Origin of the sequence: Streptomyces sp. NPDC059477 (assembly GCF_042749375.1) — a bacterium.
GTDB lineage: Bacteria > Actinomycetota > Actinomycetes > Streptomycetales > Streptomycetaceae > Streptomyces.
Genome location: NZ_JBHYUG010000029.1, coordinates 73,317 through 90,284, shown reverse-complemented (window position 1 = coordinate 90,284; position 16,968 = coordinate 73,317). Strand labels below are relative to the sequence as shown.

General features: G+C 68.0%; 11 protein-coding genes. 2 read left to right on the top strand and 9 right to left on the bottom strand.

Annotation, left to right across the window (positions count from 1 at the left end):
• Positions 1–175: 175 nt before the first annotated feature.
• The 9 genes from dxs to ACFXAZ_RS17270 form a co-directional block, all read right to left on the bottom strand.
• Positions 176–2,095 carry a 1-deoxy-D-xylulose-5-phosphate synthase gene (gene dxs, locus ACFXAZ_RS17310; RefSeq protein ID WP_384591146.1) on the bottom strand — a complete coding sequence of 640 codons (1,920 nt, stop codon included), beginning with the start codon at positions 2,093–2,095 and terminating at the stop codon, positions 176–178.
• Between the two features lie 309 nt (positions 2,096–2,404).
• Positions 2,405–3,697 (bottom strand): sugar ABC transporter permease, encoded by a 1,293-nt coding sequence (locus ACFXAZ_RS17305; protein ID WP_384591143.1) that lies wholly within the window; start codon positions 3,695–3,697, stop codon positions 2,405–2,407.
• Positions 3,694–4,485, bottom strand: coding sequence for an ATP-binding cassette domain-containing protein (locus ACFXAZ_RS17300; RefSeq protein WP_384591140.1), 792 nt, complete (start codon positions 4,483–4,485; stop codon positions 3,694–3,696). The genes ACFXAZ_RS17305 and ACFXAZ_RS17300 overlap by 4 nt, the downstream gene beginning before the upstream one ends.
• Before the next feature lie 230 nt (positions 4,486–4,715).
• Positions 4,716–5,819, bottom strand: coding sequence for a sugar ABC transporter substrate-binding protein (locus ACFXAZ_RS17295; protein ID WP_384591166.1), 1,104 nt, complete (start codon positions 5,817–5,819; stop codon positions 4,716–4,718).
• Between the two features lie 133 nt (positions 5,820–5,952).
• Positions 5,953–7,152: an ROK family protein gene (locus tag ACFXAZ_RS17290; protein ID WP_384591137.1), complete on the bottom strand. Its 1,200-nt coding sequence runs from the start codon at positions 7,150–7,152 to the stop codon at positions 5,953–5,955.
• Positions 7,153–7,335: 183 nt separating this feature from the next.
• Complete coding sequence (locus tag ACFXAZ_RS17285) at positions 7,336–8,283, bottom strand: carbohydrate ABC transporter permease (protein WP_384591134.1); 948 nt, start codon at positions 8,281–8,283, stop codon at positions 7,336–7,338.
• Between the two features lie 5 nt (positions 8,284–8,288).
• Positions 8,289–9,215 carry a carbohydrate ABC transporter permease gene (locus ACFXAZ_RS17280; RefSeq protein ID WP_384591131.1) on the bottom strand — a complete coding sequence of 309 codons (927 nt, stop codon included), beginning with the start codon at positions 9,213–9,215 and terminating at the stop codon, positions 8,289–8,291.
• A 90-nt stretch (positions 9,216–9,305) separates the two neighbouring features.
• Positions 9,306–10,757: an N-acetylglucosamine/diacetylchitobiose ABC transporter substrate-binding protein gene (gene ngcE / locus ACFXAZ_RS17275; RefSeq protein ID WP_384591128.1), complete on the bottom strand. Its 1,452-nt coding sequence runs from the start codon at positions 10,755–10,757 to the stop codon at positions 9,306–9,308.
• A gap of 578 nt (positions 10,758–11,335) precedes the next feature.
• Positions 11,336–11,944 carry a LuxR C-terminal-related transcriptional regulator gene (locus ACFXAZ_RS17270; RefSeq protein WP_384591125.1) on the bottom strand — a complete coding sequence of 203 codons (609 nt, stop codon included), beginning with the start codon at positions 11,942–11,944 and terminating at the stop codon, positions 11,336–11,338.
• A 284-nt stretch (positions 11,945–12,228) separates the two neighbouring features.
• On the opposite strand from ACFXAZ_RS17270, the gene ACFXAZ_RS17265 reads away from it, so the two are divergent.
• Positions 12,229–12,867, top strand: coding sequence for a hypothetical protein (locus ACFXAZ_RS17265; RefSeq protein ID WP_384591122.1), 639 nt, complete (start codon positions 12,229–12,231; stop codon positions 12,865–12,867).
• Positions 12,868–13,090: 223 nt separating this feature from the next.
• Complete coding sequence (locus ACFXAZ_RS17260) at positions 13,091–16,915, top strand: GH92 family glycosyl hydrolase (RefSeq protein ID WP_384591119.1); 3,825 nt, start codon at positions 13,091–13,093, stop codon at positions 16,913–16,915.
• Positions 16,916–16,968 lie beyond the last annotated feature (53 nt).

The following is a 16,968-nucleotide window of genomic DNA, read 5'->3' as shown; positions in this document are numbered from 1 at the left end:
ACCGCGTCGCCCGCGCAGCTCGCCCGCCCCCCGCCCTCGCCCTCGGGCGGCGCCCCCCCCCCCCCCCGCCCCCCCCCCCGCCCCCCCCCCCCCCCCACCCACACCCTTGGCGCTGGCCCGACCCCCCCCCCCGTTCGGGTGTCCCGGCGGCGTGCCGCCTCGACAGCCGTGCGTGTCAGTCGCGCGTGGCCTCGACCTCGCTGGCGGCGGCCTGTCCGTACTTGCCGTCCAGCTTGGCGACCAGCCCGGTGACCTGCCGGGCGATGTCCGGCGCGGTCAGCCCGATCTCGGCCATCACCTCGGCGCGCGAGGCATGGTCCAGGAACCGGGGCGGAATCCCGAAGTCCCGCAGCGGTACGTCCACTCCCGCGTCCCGCAGCGCCTGCGCGACGGCGGAGCCGACCCCGCCGACCCGCGAGTTGTCCTCGACGGTGACGACGACGCGGTGCCGTTCGGCGAGCGGGGCCATGGCCTCGTCCACCGGCTTGACCCAGCGGGGGTCCACGACGGTGGTGGAGATGCCCTGCTGGTCGAGGAGCCGGGCGATGTCCAGGCACATGGGCGCGAGGGCGCCCACGGAGACCAGCAGCACGTCCGGGGTGTCGGTGCCGGGCTGGCGCAGTACGTCCATGCCGCCGACGCGTCCCACGGCGGGTACGGCGGGACCGACGACGCCCTTGGAGTAGCGCAGCACGGTCGGCGCGTCCTCGACGACCACGGCCTCGCGCAGTTGCGCCCGCAACTGCTCGGCGTCCCGGGGGGCGGCGATCCTGAGGCCCGGTACGACCTGGAGCATCGACATGTCCCACATGCCGTTGTGGGAGGCGCCGTCGTCGCCGGTCACCCCGGCCCGGTCCAGAACGAACGTCACTCCGCACTTGTGCAGGGCGACATCCATCAGCACCTGGTCGAAGGCGCGGTTGAGGAAGGTGGCGTACACCGCGAACACGGGGTGCGCCCCGCCCGTGGCGAGTCCGGCCGCGGAGACGGCGGCGTGCTGCTCGGCGATGCCGACGTCGTAGATCCGCTCGGGGAATTCCTCGGCGAACTTCTTCAGGCCGACCGGCTGGAGCATCGCGGCGGTGATGGCGACGATGTCCTCGCGCTCGCGTCCCAGCTTGACCATCTCGTCGCCGAAGACGGAGGTCCAGCTCGCGGCGGACGTCTTGATGGGCAGTCCGGTGTCGGGGTGGATGGGGCCGATGCCGTGGAAGCGGTCGGCCTCGTCCTGCTCGGCGGGCTCGTAGCCCCGCCCCTTCTCGGTGAGGCAGTGCACGATGACCGGCCCGTTGAACCGCTTGGCCCGGTTCAGGGCGGATTCCAGGGCCTCGATGTCATGCCCGTCGATCGGGCCCACGTACTTCAGCCCGAGGTCCTCGAACATGCCCTGCGGGGCGATGAAGTCCTTCAGGCCCTTCTTGGCGCCGTGCAGCGTGTCGTACAGCGGCCGTCCCACGACCGGCGTGCGCTCCAGCAGATCCTTGCCGCGGGCCAGGAAACGCTCGTAGCCGTCGGTGGTGCGCAGGGTCGCCAGATGGTTGGCGAGGCCGCCGATGGTGGGCGCGTAGGACCGCTCGTTGTCGTTGACGACGATCACCAGCGGCCGGTCGCCGTCGGCGATGTTGTTGAGCGCCTCCCAGGCCATGCCGCCGGTCAGGGCGCCGTCGCCGATCACGGCGACGACATGGTCGTCCCGCTTCAGCAGCTGGTTGGCCTTGGCGAGTCCGTCGGCCCAGCCGAGGACGGTCGAGGCGTGGCTGTTCTCGATGACGTCGTGCTCGGACTCGGCGCGCGAGGGGTAGCCGGACAGGCCGCCCTTGGCGCGCAGCCGGCCGAAGTCGCGGCGGCCGGTGATCAGCTTGTGCACGTACGCCTGGTGGCCGGTGTCCCAGAGGACCTTGTCCTTGGGCGATTCGAACACCCGGTGCAGGGCGAGGGTCAGCTCCACCACACCGAGGTTGGGGCCGAGGTGGCCGCCGGTCTTGGACACGGCGTCGACCAGGAAGCTGCGGATCTCCCCCGCCAGCTGCTCCAGCTCCTCCTGGCTGAGCCGGTCCAGATCACGCGGTCCCCTGATGCGGGTCAACAGCGGCACCCGTGCCTCCTTGCAGTAGAGCCGTTCGAGCGGTTGCCGGGCTCGTCGAGTCTAATCTTCCGCCCCGAGCCCCGGTGCCCGGACCGTGCGTCATACATCACGCGATCGGCTCTACCCACAAGCACCCTTACGTATGACATACCAGTACCCCGACACCGTGTTCGATGCCGGGGCACTGAAACCAGCTGGAGGGCCTCTTCTTGGATCGCCGGGCAACCACCACCCCCTAAGGGGCGCGGGGAACTGCGCGACCAGCCACGGCCGACCGGCACCCGGCAACCCACCGGAACCCCTACGGCGATCCCCCGATCAGGCCCGCCCCGCAGTCTTCTGCGTACGCCGGGTGACGGAGTCGATCACCACCGTGGTCAACAGCACACCCGCCGTGATCATGTACTTCACCGGCTCGGCGATCGACTCAAGCTGCAACCCGTACTGAATGGAGACGATCACCAGCACACCCAGCAGCGCGTTCCACGTCCGCCCCCGCCCGCCGAACAGCGACGTTCCCCCGATGACGGCGGCGGCGATGGCGTTCATCAGCAGATCCCCCGCGCCCGCGCTCTGGTTCGCGGACGCGATCTTCGACGCCAGGAACAGCCCGCCGATCGCCGCGAACCCACCGGAGATCGCGAAGACGGAGATCCGTACGGCGGTGACATTGATACCGGCCCGGCGGGACGCCTCGACGCTGCCGCCGAGCGCGAACACCTTGCGCCCGTACGACGTCCGCCGCAGCACGAAGTCCGTCGCGACCAGGAACACCAGGAAGATCACCGTCGCGAGCGGCAGCCCCTTGTACTGGTTGTACATAAAGGCGGCGGCGAACGAGACGACACCCAGCACCACGGTCCGCAGCAGCGTGTCGCTCATCGGCCGCGACGGCACCCCGGCGGCCTCCCGGCGCCGGTTCCCGAGGAACGACGTCACGAGGAACACACCGGTCACCACGGCCGCGAGGCCGTACGCGGCGGCCACATCCGTGAAGAAGTACGTCGTGAGGTTGCCGATCAGACCGTCGCTGTCGAGGTTGATCGTGCCGTTCTCGCCCAGCGTCTGGAGCATGAACCCGAGCCAGAACAGCAGCCCGGCGAGCGTGACCGCGAAGGCGGGGGCGCCTAGCACCGCGAAGAAGAAGCCGTGCGCCGCGCCGATCAGCGCGCCCGCGCCGATCGCGAAGAGCACCGCCGCCCACTCGGGCCAGCCCTGGTTGACCGCGAGGACGGCCGCGATGGCGCTGGCGGCGCCGCTGACCGAGCCGACGGACAGGTCGATCTCGCCGAGCAGCAGCACGAAGACGATGCCGACGGAGATCATGCCGGTGCCGACCATGGTGACGGTGATGTCACTGATGTTCTGCGCCGACAGGAACGCCGAGTTCATGCTCTGGAAGACGACGCAGATCACGATCAGGCCGATGATCACCGGTATCGAGCCCAGCTCACCGGCGCGGATCTTGCGCTTGAACTCGCCGAGGTATCCGGCGAAGCCCTGCTCGCGGACCAGCAGCCGCGGGTCGACGGCGGTCACCGCGGCTGCGGCGGCCTCGGGGTTCCCCACAGGCGTCGCGTCCGCCGGGGAGGTCTTGTCAAGGCTGCTCACTGGGATACCTCCCCGGTCGCGCGCGCCGCACGGCGGGTCACGGCATTGTCGGTGGCGCCGGTGATGGCGGAGATGATCTCCTCCTGGGAGGTCGTCCTGACCTCGAAGACGCCGTTGTTGCGGCCCAGCCGCAGCACCGCCACCTTGTCGGCGACGGCCTTGACATCGGCCATGTTGTGGCTGATCAGCAGGACCGCGAGGCCGCGTTCGCGCAGCCGCTCCACGAGGTCGAGCACCTGCGCGGTCTGCTCGACGCCGAGCGCCGCGGTGGGCTCGTCGAGGATGACCAGCTTGGGCTCGCCGAGCATGGAGCGGGCGATGGCCACGGTCTGGCGCTGACCGCCGGAGAGCGAGGCGATCGGGATACGGACGCTGGGGATGCGGATCGACAGCGTCTGGAGCAGCTCGCGCGAGCGGCGCTCCATCTCGACCTCGTCCAGCACCCCGAAGCGCTTCAGCTCACGGCCGAGGAACAGGTTGCCGACGACATCGATGTTGTCGCACAGGGCGAGATCCTGGTAGACGGTCGCGACACCCAGGGACTGGGCGTCGTGCGGCCGGTTGATCGAGACGGCCCGGCCGTCCCATTCGATGACACCCTCATCGATGGGGTGCACGCCGGCGATCGTCTTGACCAGCGTGGACTTTCCGGCGCCGTTGTCGCCCACCAGGGCGACCACCTCACCGGCGTGGACCTCAAGCTCTACGTCGGTGAGCGCCTGGACGGCACCGAACCGCTTGGAGACCCCGCGCAACGCCAGCACGGGCGTAGCGGACACGTGAACCATCTCCTTCGCCGCCTGACCCGGCGGAAGGGTTCTGCAAAGACTGGGGGGACTGGTGGGGGGAGGAAGATTCCGTCCGGCGCCCCGCACTGCTTAGCGGGGCGGGATACGGGGCGCCGGAGGAGTTCTTCGGGCCGACCGGGGCTCGGTCGCTGCCGAGCGGGTGATCAGCCGGTGCCGAGCCGAAGCTCAGCCGCTGTCGAGCCGGTGATCAGTCGATACGGAGTCGGTGCTCAGCCGATGCCCAGCTCGTCGCACGCGGCCTTGTACTTGGCCGTGCAGATCTCGGCGGCCGTGTAGACGCCGTCCTTGATGACGGTGTCGTTGATGTTGTCCTGGGTCAGCGAGGTGACCGGGACCAGGACGGACGGGACGTCGGTGGCGCTGTCGCTGGAGACCTTGTCCTTGGCGACGGCGTCCAGGGGCTCACCCTTGGCGAGCGCGACGGCCATCTCGGCGGCGGCGTCGGCCTCGGGGGCGTACGGCTTGTAGACGCTCATGAACTGCTCACCGGCGACGATCCGCTGCACCGCGGCCAGTTCCGCGTCCTGGCCGGTGACCGGGACGTCGATCCCGGCGGCCTTCAGGGCGGTGATGATGCCGCCGGCCATGCCGTCGTTGGCGGAGTAGACGCCGACGATCTTGTCCTTGCCGATCGCCGAGATCGCCGCCTCCATGTTGGCGTTGGCGTTGTCCGGCGACCACTCCTTGGTGTCGTACTCCTTGCCGACGGTGACCTTGCCGTCGAGGACGGAGTGCGCGCCCTCCTTGAACATGGCGGCGTTCGGGTCGGTGACGGAGCCGTTCATCATGACGATCTCGCCGTCACCGGCCTTGTCGCCCAGCTCCGCGAGGAGGGCCTCGCCCTGGGTCTTGCCGACCTCGACGTTGTCGAAGGAGGTGTAGGCGCTGATCGGGCCCTCGGCGAGCCGGTCGTAGGCGACGACCTCGATGCCGGCGTCGACGGCCTTCTGCACGGAGTTCTTGATCGCCTTCGCGTCCACGGCGTCCAGGATCAGCACGTCCACCTTGTTGGTGATCATCGTGTCGACCTGCTGGGCCTGGAGGTTGGCGTCCTGGCGGGCGTTGTTGTACTGGATCTCCGCCTTGTTGTTCGTCAGCTCCTTGATCTTCTTCTCGATCAGGGGGCGGTCGAACTTCTCGTAGCGGGCGGTCTTGTTCTCCGGGAGGAGAAGGCCGACCTTGATGTCATCACCCTTCGCGGGGGCGGAGCTGCTGGAGTCGGCGCTGTCACTTCCCGCTTCCTCGGCGCTGCCACAGGCGGCGAGCGAGACGGCCATCGCACCTGCTGCGACGGCTACTGCGGCACGACGCATACGCGTGTTCACTTCAGAAACCTCCCTGACGAGGCCGCGTCGTTGCGGCCGAGGTGGCTGGAAGTCAACTCGGCCACACGTACGGCGTCAAGAAGTAAATCCTTAACGAGATGGCAACGGTGCCATACGTTCTCTAAGTGAAGGCGGGTGCGGCGGACGTGAGGGTGCCGTCCAAAAGTGCCGAATCACCCATCTCACTGAGCGCGAGGGCGAGCGCGCCCAGCACCTCCGCCCGGCCGCCGAGCGCGCCCGGGAGCAGGGTGAGTTGGCGGGCGGCGCTCGGTATGGCGTAGCGGCCGACGGATTCGCGGATCGGGCCGAGCACCAGTTCACCGGCTTCGGCGAGGTCGCCGCCGAGGACGACCCGGCTGGGGTTGAGCAGGTTGCAGAGGTTGGCGACGCCGCTGCCGATGTGCCGTCCGACGTCGGCGATCACCCGGCGGCAGCCCGGGTCGCCGTCCCGGGCGAGGCGGACGACGCCCTCCATGGTGAGGTCGCTGCCATGGCTGGAGCGCAGCAGCGGGAGCACATAGCGGGCGGCGGTGAAGGTCTCCAGGCAGCCGCGGTTGCCGCAGCGGCAGACCGGCCCGGACTCGTCCAGCGTGATGTGCCCGATCTCCCCGGCGGTGCCGCCGGGCCCCCGGTAGATCTTCCCGTCGATCACCAGACCGGCCCCGACCCCGCTGCTGACCTTGATGTAGGCGAGGTCCTTGACCCCCTTGCCGCCGCCCCAGACCAGCTCGCCGAGGGCGCCGAGATTGGCGTCGTTGTCCACGTGCACCGGGACGCCGAGACGCCCGCGCAGTTCCTCGGCGGGCCGGGTGCCGGTCCAGCCCGGCAGGATGGCGGTGGAGCCGAGGGTGCCGGACTCCACGTCGATGGGTCCGGGCACGCCGAGGCCGATCCCGGCGATCTTCGTACGGTCCACTCCGGTCGCCGCGATCAGGCGGTTGACCAGCTCTTCCGCCGCGTCGAAGCCCTGGGCGGCGGAGGCGTCCACGTCCAGCGGCTCGGCCTCCTCGGCCAGCACCTGGTGGGCGAGGTTGCCGACGGCGACCCGCAGATGGCTGTGCCCGAAGTCCACGCCGATCACGATCCCGGCGTCCCCGCTCAGCGAGACGCTGCGGGCCCGGCGTCCGCCTGCGGAGGTGGGCGTGACCTCCACGGTCCCGCGCTCCTTCAGTTCCCGCACGATGTTCGAGACGGTGGCCGCGGACAAGCCGGTGGTGCGGGCGATCTCCGCCTGCGTGAGCGATCCCGCGAGCCGTACCGCCCGTACCACCCGTTCCAGGTTGGCTCGGTGCAGCGACGACTGCGACCCCGGAGTCTCCACGACGACCTCCTGCGCACGGGGCCGCTTCGATGGGGCCCCGTCTATGTCCAACTAGTGAACTCTAAGCTGAGCTGTTCGGGTCACCTCCCGTCAAGAGGTTGAACTAGATCCCCATGCAGCACACAGCCTGGTAGGCCGCTGCCCTGCACCGGGAACGGCGTGCGCACAACGGAATCCGGAGCGTTACTTCAGGGCGCCCGCCGTCAGCCCCTGCACCACCTGTCGCTGGAAGACGATGTACGCGGCGAGCACCGGCAGCATGGCCATCACGAGGCCGGCGAAAAGACCGGACCAGTCCCCTTTGTATCCCTGGCTGACGGCGAGCTGCACCAGGCCCTGGGTGAGGACGCGTTTGTCCGGGTCGGTGTTGAGGACCGTGGGCAGCATGTACTGGTTCCACTGGCCCAGGAAGTTGAAGATGCCCACGCTGACCAGGCCGGGCTTGGCCATGGGCAGCATGATCTGGAAGAACGTACGCGAGTGCGAGGCGCCGTCGACGAAGGCCGCCTCGGCGATCGAGGTCGGCAGGGTACGGAAGAACGCCGTCAGGAAGAACACCGTGAACGGCAGCGAGTAGGCGATGTAGACGAGGATCAGGCCGTGGATGGTGTTCAGCAGGCCCATGTTGTTCACCACGTAGAACAGCGGGACCAGCGCGAGCATGATCGGGAAGCTCATGCCGCCGATGAACAGGTAGTAGAGGAACCGGTTGCCCGGGAACTCGAACCGGGCCAGCACATAGGCGGCCATCGAGCCGAGCAGCAGGGTGCCGATGAGCGAGCCGCCCACCACCAGGACGGTGTTGAGGAAGTAGTCGCTCATGTTGGCCTCGGTCCAGGCCCGCGACCAGTTCTCGAAGTGCAGCCGGTCGGGCAGCGACCAGGGCGAGGTGAAGATCGAGCGGTCGTCCTTGAAGGAGGTCGTCACCGCCCACAGCAGCGGCAGCACGACCATGATCGCCCAGATGACCAGGACGCCGTGCGAGAAGACATTGAGGACGGCGCCTTGCGTCTTCTCGGGCGGGGGTGGGCCGTCGCCCGGCCCGACGGTCTTGCCGACGGACGGGCCGCCGGACTCGGTAGGCCCGGTAGGCCCGGTGGGCCCTGCGGCGGGTGTCTCGGTCGTCCTCATCGGTCTCAGTACTCCAGCCGCTCGCGCCGCCCGAGCCGCATCACGGCGGCGGCGAAGACCAGGGTGACGACGAGCAGGGCGACGCCGATGGTGGTGGCGTAGGCAGCCTGTCCGTCCCGGAACGCCTTCTGGTACACGTACAGGACCATCACGGTCGTCGAGTAGTCGGGCCCGCCGGGTCCGGTCGTCATGATCTGTACGACGGCGAAGGACTCGGCGCCCAGGGCGAGGATGCCCAGGTAGACCCACCCGGACCGCACGGTGTCCCACAGCAGCGGCAGCGTGATCCGGAAGAACGTGTCGGCCCGCCCGGCGCCGTCGAGCAGCGCCGCCTCGTACAGATCCGCCGGGATGGACGCCATGCCCGCGGAGAAGAGGACCACGAAGAAGCCGACCGTGGACCACACCAGGACCGCCATCACGGCCCACAGGGCGAGGTCCGGGTCACCGAGCCAGAGCGGCTGGACGCTGTCGAGGCCGATCCCGCGCAGCAGGGAGTTGATGGCGCCGCTGTCCGGGTTGTAGGCGAAGGCGAACAGCAGCGCGACGATCGCGATCGACAGCACCTGCGGGAAGAAGTAGACGATCTTGTAGAAGCCGGACCCGCGCACCCCCCGGATCGCCGGGCCGCCCTTCCGCTTCCGCCCGCCCACATTGATCATGAAGGCGAAGAACAGCGCCATGCCGATGGTCACCAGTGGCAGCAGCAGGGCGAACAGCAGGCTGTGCTGCAACGACTTCCAGAAGACGTCGTCGTCGAGCATGCGTTCGTAATTGTCGAAGCCGACCATGGTGAAGTCGGGGCTGAGGCCGGTCCAGTCCGTGAACGAGTAGTAGATGGACTGGAGGAACGGCCAGACGACAAAGAGGATGTACACCCCGAGGGGTGCCACGAGGAACCCCACGATGAACCGGTTTTTGCCGTGCCGCATCGCTACCGCCCTCGTTCTGTGCGCGGGTGGAGACGCTCTCTGCGCGGGTGGAGACGCTGCTGACGGATCCTCACCTGATCGCCGCCCGGTCTACTGGTGCTGGTAGTGCTGGATGGAGTCGTCCCGGGCGGTCTCGTCGGCGTATGCCTGGATCTTGTTGATCGCCTCGGCCGGGGTGAGCCGTCCGGCCATCATCTCGCCCAGCCCGGACACGCCGATCTGCTCCTTCTGGAGCTTGACGTACCAGTCCTGCACCCGCGGATTCACCACGTTGTCCCCGGCCAGTTCGAGCGCCGCCACGCCCGATCGGAGACCCGGGGTGAGGGTGATGCCGTCGGTGCCGCCGTCGTACGCGGTCAGGGACTTGACCTTGCTGGTGAAGTTCTTCGAGGACGCCTCGCTCAGCATGATGCGGAGCTGTTCCATGCCGCCCGCCGGGTTCCTGGCGTTGGCGGGGACGATGAAGGGCTCGCCGCCGGAGGCCCAGATGGTCCCGAAGGGCAGCTTGTCGGAGCCGTCGATGCCGGTCGGCGCGGACACGGCGAGGTCGAAGTCGGCGGGGATGACGTTCGCCGACTCGTTCTCCACCCAGGAGCCGTTCGGGAGGAACAGCGCCTTGCCCTGGGCCCACGCGGTCTGGGACTGGATGTGGTCGAGCCCCGGCGTCCCCTTCAGGACGTACCCCTTCGCGTACAGCTCGTAGTACGCCTCGAAGCACGCCTTGACGGCCGGGTGTCTCCAGGCGTTCGGCTCCAGGTTGTCAATGGCGTCGAGCACCTCGGCCCCGCCCACCTTGCCGATCATCGGGTAGAGCGAGAAGGGCAGGTAGTACGGGTATTTGCCCGCGTACGTCCAGCCCGCCACGCCCTTCTTCCTGGCGGCGGCGCACACGGCGAGCATCTGGTCCCAGGTCTGCGGATACTCGGCGTCCAGCGAGTCCAGCGCCTTTCGCGAGTACCAGACGCCGTACACCGTGTAGGCGTAGTAGAGGATCCGCACCGGCTCGCCGTCGAGCCGGCCCATCTCCACGATGCCGGGGCGCAGGGTGTCACGGACCTTCTTGCCCGGGTCGTCGTACGACGCCGCGTCGAGCAGCGGGGTGAGGTCGGTGAGCTGGTCCTTGCCGGCCAGGACGCCCATGTCCATCTGCTCGGCGCCGGAGTTGTCGATGAGGTCCGGCGGGCTGCCCTGGTTGAAGCGGGGCTGAAGGGTCGTCTGGATCTTCTGGGTCGCGGAGAACTTGACGGTGGCCCCGGGAAAGTCCTTCTCATAGATCCTGACGGCGTCCTCGGCGTATTCCTTGCCGAATCCGCCGTCGAACAGCACGAATTCCAGTTGCGCGGAGTTGTTGACGCCGAGCGGATTCTTCTCGGTCTTCTCCCCCGGCGCGGCTTTCTCTCCGTTCCCCCCGCCACCGCTGGCACAACCGGTCAGAAAGCTCATCGTGGGGATGGTGATCAGGCCGAGTGCGGCCGAACGCCTGATCAGATCGCGACGACCGACGCCGGTCGCCCGCTCGTTCTCGGCAGAAGTGGATCCCATGCTCAGGTCCTCGCCTTCTCCAGGACTCAGGCGGTGAGCCGGATCCTGCCCCCGGCACCGCGATCGGGTCGAGCTGGTTCGTGCAGGAGGGGCTTTGCGTGAATCGAGGGTCTTACGGGACGCACGGAAATCGGTGCGTGACATGCCGCGTTTCCCAGGACGAAAACCGCCTGGTGGCCGACAGGTATAGTCCACTTCCCTCGGATGGAGCAAGACCGAATACCGGGTTCGGTGGCGGTCTTTTCCGAGTTGAGACCTCTCGGATATCGGTGTTCGCTGTGGGCCGTCCGAGCGGGCGGGCCGGATCGGGCGGACCGGAATGCGGCCACCTGCCGGGCACGCTCCTCAAGCTCTCGGACTCCTTCCGGGACGTCGTCTCAGGTGGCGTCGGAGAGAGCCCTTGAAACAAGTAGGGCGAGCTGTCGCAGCCGCTCGTAATACTGGCTGGAAAAGGGGCGTGGCGGTGTTCGTCCCAGAGCCGGACCGCGTTCCGCGTCCGTGCGGCGGATTCATCCACCCGCACCATGGCGCCCCAGTCTCCGTGCGGGCCGCCGGCCACCCCTTCGGGCGGCGCCCTGTCACCGTCGGGTATGACCACGGGGCTGGCGCAGCCACCAGGCGACCGCGGCGGCCCGGCTGGGCACCTTGGCCTTGGTGAAGACGCCTTCGAGGTGTTTGCGGATGGTTCGTGGGCTGATGCCGAGTTCGCGAGCGGCCTGGTCGTTGGTGTGGCCGGTGGCGATGAGCGCGAGCACCTGGGTCTCGCGTTCGGTGAGGGTGGCCCGCCGGGGTGGGGCACCGGGTGGGCCGGCGGCGATCCTGGCCTGGATCGCGGTGACCTGGGCCCGGTAGTCCAGTGCTGTGGCGATGAGGTCGCGCAGGGGATGGAGCGCCTGGGTCTCGCGGTCGGAGAAATCGTGCAGCCTGCGCGTCAGACCGATGAGCACCAGGCTCTCGGCGGTGATGCGAGGTGCCATGACCAGCAGGTGGCGCATCTCGTACCGGGCGAACACTTCCTGGTAGACGCGAGTCCGCCGGAAGCGGTTGAAGGTCATGAGGTCGCTTGTGCGGTACGGGCGCGGGTCGCCGGTGGCGACAAGGTTCCCGATGTACGGGTCGTCAGCGGCGGACAGGGCCATCCATTGGTCGATCTCGCCCTCGGACAGGGAGTGGGGTTCCCCGGCCATCGTGACCGACGGCGTCTGAGTCCGCCAGGAATGACATATGTCGATGCATACACAGTCCGCACCGACGGTACGGAGTAAGCTTTCGGCCAATTCCTCTGCGTAGGGCTCATTATTGACGATGGCATTGGCGGCGTGCGACGCGTGCCCTAACAGATTTCCCTCGTTCACGGTGCCCCCTCGCATCTGGTGTGGAGAGGATAGGCGAAGGCGAGGTCGCTAACAGTCCGTCCGAGCAGTTGTCAAGGTGGCGGAACGCGCACTGTCCTCCGCAGAGTCACTTCCTCATGATGGGCGACGAAATGAGCCCAGGCCCGGCCGTCCGGCCCGGCGGGACCGACCTTGACGAGGGACTGAGAATGCGCAACCGAATGATCGCGGCAGCCACCGCCGTCGCGGCAATGGGAATCGCGCTCACAGCGGCGCCGACCCAGGCAGCGGAAAACAGCCGCCACTGCGTCGTGAACGTGTCGACCGGTGCGGAGAGCTGCTACACGAGCTTCACCGACGCCATCGCCAAAAGCACCGAGGGACGCATCACCGACGCACCGGACGACTCCCGGGCCGCGGTGAACGACACTCGTCTGGTGAACCGGCTGAATGAGAGAACGACCACGAAATCCGACACAGGCGCCGCGGCCTCGGCGCCGATCAGCATCATGTACAAGAACGCCGACTTCGGTGGCGATTCGCTGATCTACGTAGGCGATTTCGACTGTTCCTGGGAGCTCACCGACGTCAACTACACGCTCGAACTCATAGGGTCGGGCTTCAACGACGAGATCGGCTCGTACCGAGCGTACCGGGGATGCCGGCTCAAGCTCTTCGAGCACCGCGGCTGGTCGGGTGGCTCGATCGATTTCTGGGGCACCCGCACCGATCTCGGCATCCTGGACGACAAGGCCAGCTCGATCCTCTGGTCCTGATCCCGCAGGCCCAGGGCGAGCAGGAGCCCGTCACCTGGCGAGGTATCAGGTGACGGGCCCATCGCCGCGCGCGAACAGACCGGGCCCGGGATCCGGCGGTTCTGGATCCCGGGCCGGGGTCGGGCCCAACACCCTTGACAGCACAGACCACCTGCGCAACTACTGGTCCTTGCGAACCAGAAGCTGACAACGTTGTCCAGCACAGGGAGGGTGGTGCTCGCGCATGCGGCACAGAACTCGGCGCAAGGCCCGGCACAGAGGGGGTACGGCGGTCGTCCTCTCGGCCGCCTTCGCACTGACCGCCGGCTCGCAGGGTGCGGCGATCGCCCTGCCCGCCGCCCCGGTCCCCGCCGACCGTCAGTTCGCTTCCTCGTTCGAGGCGGACGACCCGGCCCCCGACTGGCTGAACACCGTGGACACCGGAGCCGACGGCGCCGGGCGCGCCTCGGGTGTCGACGGCGGCTACACCACCGGTATCCCGGGCAACATCACCGACCATGTGACCGATGTCCGCGCCAGCGCCGAGAACACGGGCGGGGGCGAGGTCAAGGAGAACCTGATCGACGGGGAGCCGGTCACCAAGTGGCTGGCGTTCGCGCCCACCGCCTGGCTGGAGTTCGACCTCGACAAACCGGCCGCCGTCGTGACGTACGCGCTCACCTCGGCGAACGACTACGACGAGCGCGACCCGAGGAACTGGACCCTGAAGGGGTCCGCCGACGGCAGTGACTGGAAGACCCTCGACACCCGCGAGGGCGAGACCTTCGGCGAGCGGTTCCAGACCACGTCGTACGATCTCGCCGCACCGGCCGAGTACCGGCACTTCCGGCTGGAGATCACCCAGAACAACGGCGGCCCGATCACCCAGCTCGCCGACATCCAGTTCTCCACCGGCGGCGGTGACAACCCGGTGCCCCAGGACATGCTGTCGCTGGTCGACACCGGCCCGGTCGGCTCGGCGACCGCGAAGGCGCGGGCGGGCTTCACCGGTACGCGGGCGCTGCGCTACGCGGGGCGCCATCTCACGGACGGCCGCGCCTACTCGTACAACAAGGTCTTCGACGTGGATGTGGCGGTGGGCCGCGACACGGAGTTGTCGTACAAGGTGTTTCCGTCCATGGCGGACGGCGATCTCGACTACGACGCGACGAATGTCGCCGTGGACCTGGCGTTCACGGACGGCACCTACCTGAGCGACCTGCGCGCCACCGACCAGCACGGTTTCCCGCTGACGCCGGGCGGCCAGGGCGAGTCGAAGATCCTCTACGTCAATCAGTGGAACAGCGTGGAGTCGCGGATCGGGTCGGTCGCGGCGGGCAAGCGGATCGACCGGATTCTCGTCGCGTACGACTCGCCGAAGGGACCGGCGAAGTTCCGGGGCTGGCTGGACGATGTGACGATCGAGCAGGTCGAGCCGGAGAAGCCCAAGGCCCATCTGTCGGACTACGCGATCACCACCCGTGGTACGAACTCCTCCGGCGGTTTCTCGCGCGGCAACAACTTCCCGGCGACGGCCGTCCCGCACGGCTTCAACTTCTGGACGCCGGTGACGAACGCGGGCTCGCTGAGCTGGCTGTACGACTACGCGCGCGCCAACAACGCGGACAATCTGCCGACGATCCAGGCGTTCAGCGCCAGCCATGAGCCCAGCCCCTGGATGGGTGACCGGCAGACCTTCCAGCTGATGCCGTCCGCCGCCTCCGGCACCCCGGACACCGGCCGCACGGCCCGAGCGCTCCCCTTCCGGCACGAGAACGAGACGGCCCGCCCCTATTACTACGGCGTGACGTTCGAGAACGGCCTCAAGACGGAGATCGCGCCGACCGACCACGCGGCGGTCATGCGCTTCAGCTACCCCGGCGACGACACCAGCATCCTCTTCGACAATGTCACCGACCAGGCGGGCCTGACACTCGATCAGGAGAACGGGGTCGTGACCGGGTACTCGGATGTGAAGTCCGGGTTGTCGACGGGCGCGACGCGGCTGTTCGTGTACGGGGTGTTCGACAAGCCGGTGGTGGAGGGTTCGTCGAGCGGGGTGAAGGGTTACCTGAGGTTCGACGCGGGGGACGATCAGCAAGTCACCCTGCGTCTGGCCACCTCCCTCATCAGCGTCGACCAGGCCAAGGACAATCTGCGCCAGGAGATCCCGGACGGCACGTCTTTTGAGACGGTCAAGAAGAAGGCGCAGAGCCAGTGGGACCGGATCCTGGGGAAGGTCGAGGTGGAGGGCGCGACGCCGGACCAGCTGACCACCCTCTACTCCAGCCTGTACCGCCTCTACCTCTATCCGAACTCGGGCTTCGAGACGGTCGACGGGGTGGACAAGTACGCGTCGCCGTTCTCCCCGATGCCGGGTCCGGACACCCCGACCCATACGGGCGCGAAGATCGTGGAGGGGCAGGTGTATGTCAACAACGGTTTCTGGGACACGTATCGGACGACCTGGCCGGCGTACTCGCTGCTGTCTCCGTCGCAGGCGGGTGACATGGTCGACGGTTTCGTGCAGCAGTACAAGGACGGGGGCTGGACCTCGCGGTGGTCGTCACCCGGGTACGCCGACCTGATGACCGGTACGTCGTCGGATGTGGCGTTCGCGGACGCGTACGTCAAGGAGGTCGACTTCGACGCGGAGGCGGCGTACGACGCGGCGGTGAAGAACGCGACGGTCGTACCGCCGATGTCGGGGGTGGGCCGCAAGGGCATGGAGACATCGCCGTTCCTCGGCTACACCAGCACGGCGACGCACGAGGGTCTTTCGTGGGCGCTGGAGGGTTACCTCAATGACTACGGCATCGCGAAGATGGGCGAGAAGCTGTATGAGGAGACGGGAGAGGAGCGGTACAAGGAGGAGTCGGCGTATTTCCTGAATCGGGCGCAGGAATATGTGAGCCTGTTCGATTCGACTGCCGGGTTCTTCCAGGGGCGTGATCTCGCGGGTGACTGGCGGGTGGAGTCGGAGAAGTACGACCCGCGTGTGTGGGGTTATGACTACACCGAGACGAATGGGTGGGGGTACGCGTTCACCGCTCCGCAGGACAGTTTGGGGCTGGCGAATCTCTATGGGGGGCGTGCTGGGCTCGGGGAGAAGCTGGATGAGTATCTGGCGACCCCGGAGACCGCCTCTCCGGACTTCGTCGGGTCGTACGGCGGGGTCATCCATGAGATGACCGAGGCGCGGGATGTCCGGATGGGCATGTACGGGCATTCCAACCAGGTCGCTCACCACGCGCTGTACATGTACGACGCGGCGGGCCAGCCCTGGAAGACGCAGGAGAACGTCCGCGAGGTGCTGTCGCGGCTCTACACCGGCAGCGAGATCGGACAGGGCTATCACGGTGACGAGGACAACGGGGAGCAGTCGGCGTGGTTCCTGTTCTCGGCTCTGGGGTTCTATCCGCTGGTGATGGGGAGCGGGGAGTACGCGATCGGATCGCCGCTCTTCACGAAGGTGACCGTGAATCTGGAGAACGGGCGTGAGCTGGTGGTCAAGGCGCCCAAGAACAGCGCGAAGAACGTGTATGTGCAGGGGCTGAAGGTGAACGGGAAGGCGTGGAACTCGACGGCGCTTCCGCACTCGGTGATCGCCGAGGGTGGGGTGCTGGAGTTCGACATGGGCTCGAAGCCGTCGAAGTGGGGCACGGGGAAGAACGCGGCGCCGGTGTCGATCACCAAGGATGGCGAGGTGCCGACGCCTCGGGGGGATGTCTCGCTGGGGGCGGGGGCGCTCTTCGACAACACGTCGGCGACCGAGGCGGCGGTGAGCGGCGGTGTGGTCGACCTGCCGGTCGAGCAGCGGACCAAGGCCGTGCAGTACACATTGACGTCCCCGAAGGACAAGGCGGGGGCGCCGACAGGGTGGACCTTGCAGGGCTCCACGGACGGCGCCAAGTGGCGGACGCTGGATACGCGTTCCGGTGAGTCGTTCGAGTGGGACCGGCAGGTGCGGGCGTTCTCCGTCGACCGGCCGGGGTCGTACGCGCAGTACCGGCTGGTGTTCAGCGGCGACCGGGCGGCGACGCTCGCGGAGGTGGAGTTGCTTTCCTGAGTCCTGTCAGGAACAGACCTCACCCCGACTCGTCCGTGCCGTGGACGAGTCGG

What these genes read in the sequence shown, in the direction of transcription:
- ACFXAZ_RS17295 (WP_384591166.1), bottom strand. Translation starts at nt 5,819, where the DNA reads ATGCGTCGTGCCGCAGTAGCCGTCGCAGCAGGTGCGATGGCCGTCTCG.
- ACFXAZ_RS17300 (WP_384591140.1), bottom strand. Translation starts at nt 4,485, where the DNA reads ATGGTTCACGTGTCCGCTACGCCCGTGCTGGCGTTGCGCGGGGTCTCC.
- ACFXAZ_RS17260 (WP_384591119.1), top strand. Translation starts at nt 13,091, where the DNA reads ATGCGGCACAGAACTCGGCGCAAGGCCCGGCACAGAGGGGGTACGGCG.
- ACFXAZ_RS17270 (WP_384591125.1), bottom strand. Translation starts at nt 11,944, where the DNA reads ATGGCCGGGGAACCCCACTCCCTGTCCGAGGGCGAGATCGACCAATGG.
- ACFXAZ_RS17280 (WP_384591131.1), bottom strand. Translation starts at nt 9,215, where the DNA reads ATGCGGCACGGCAAAAACCGGTTCATCGTGGGGTTCCTCGTGGCACCC.
- ACFXAZ_RS17265 (WP_384591122.1), top strand. Translation starts at nt 12,229, where the DNA reads ATGATGGGCGACGAAATGAGCCCAGGCCCGGCCGTCCGGCCCGGCGGG.
- ACFXAZ_RS17285 (WP_384591134.1), bottom strand. Translation starts at nt 8,283, where the DNA reads ATGAGGACGACCGAGACACCCGCCGCAGGGCCCACCGGGCCTACCGGG.
- ngcE (WP_384591128.1), bottom strand. Translation starts at nt 10,757, where the DNA reads ATGGGATCCACTTCTGCCGAGAACGAGCGGGCGACCGGCGTCGGTCGT.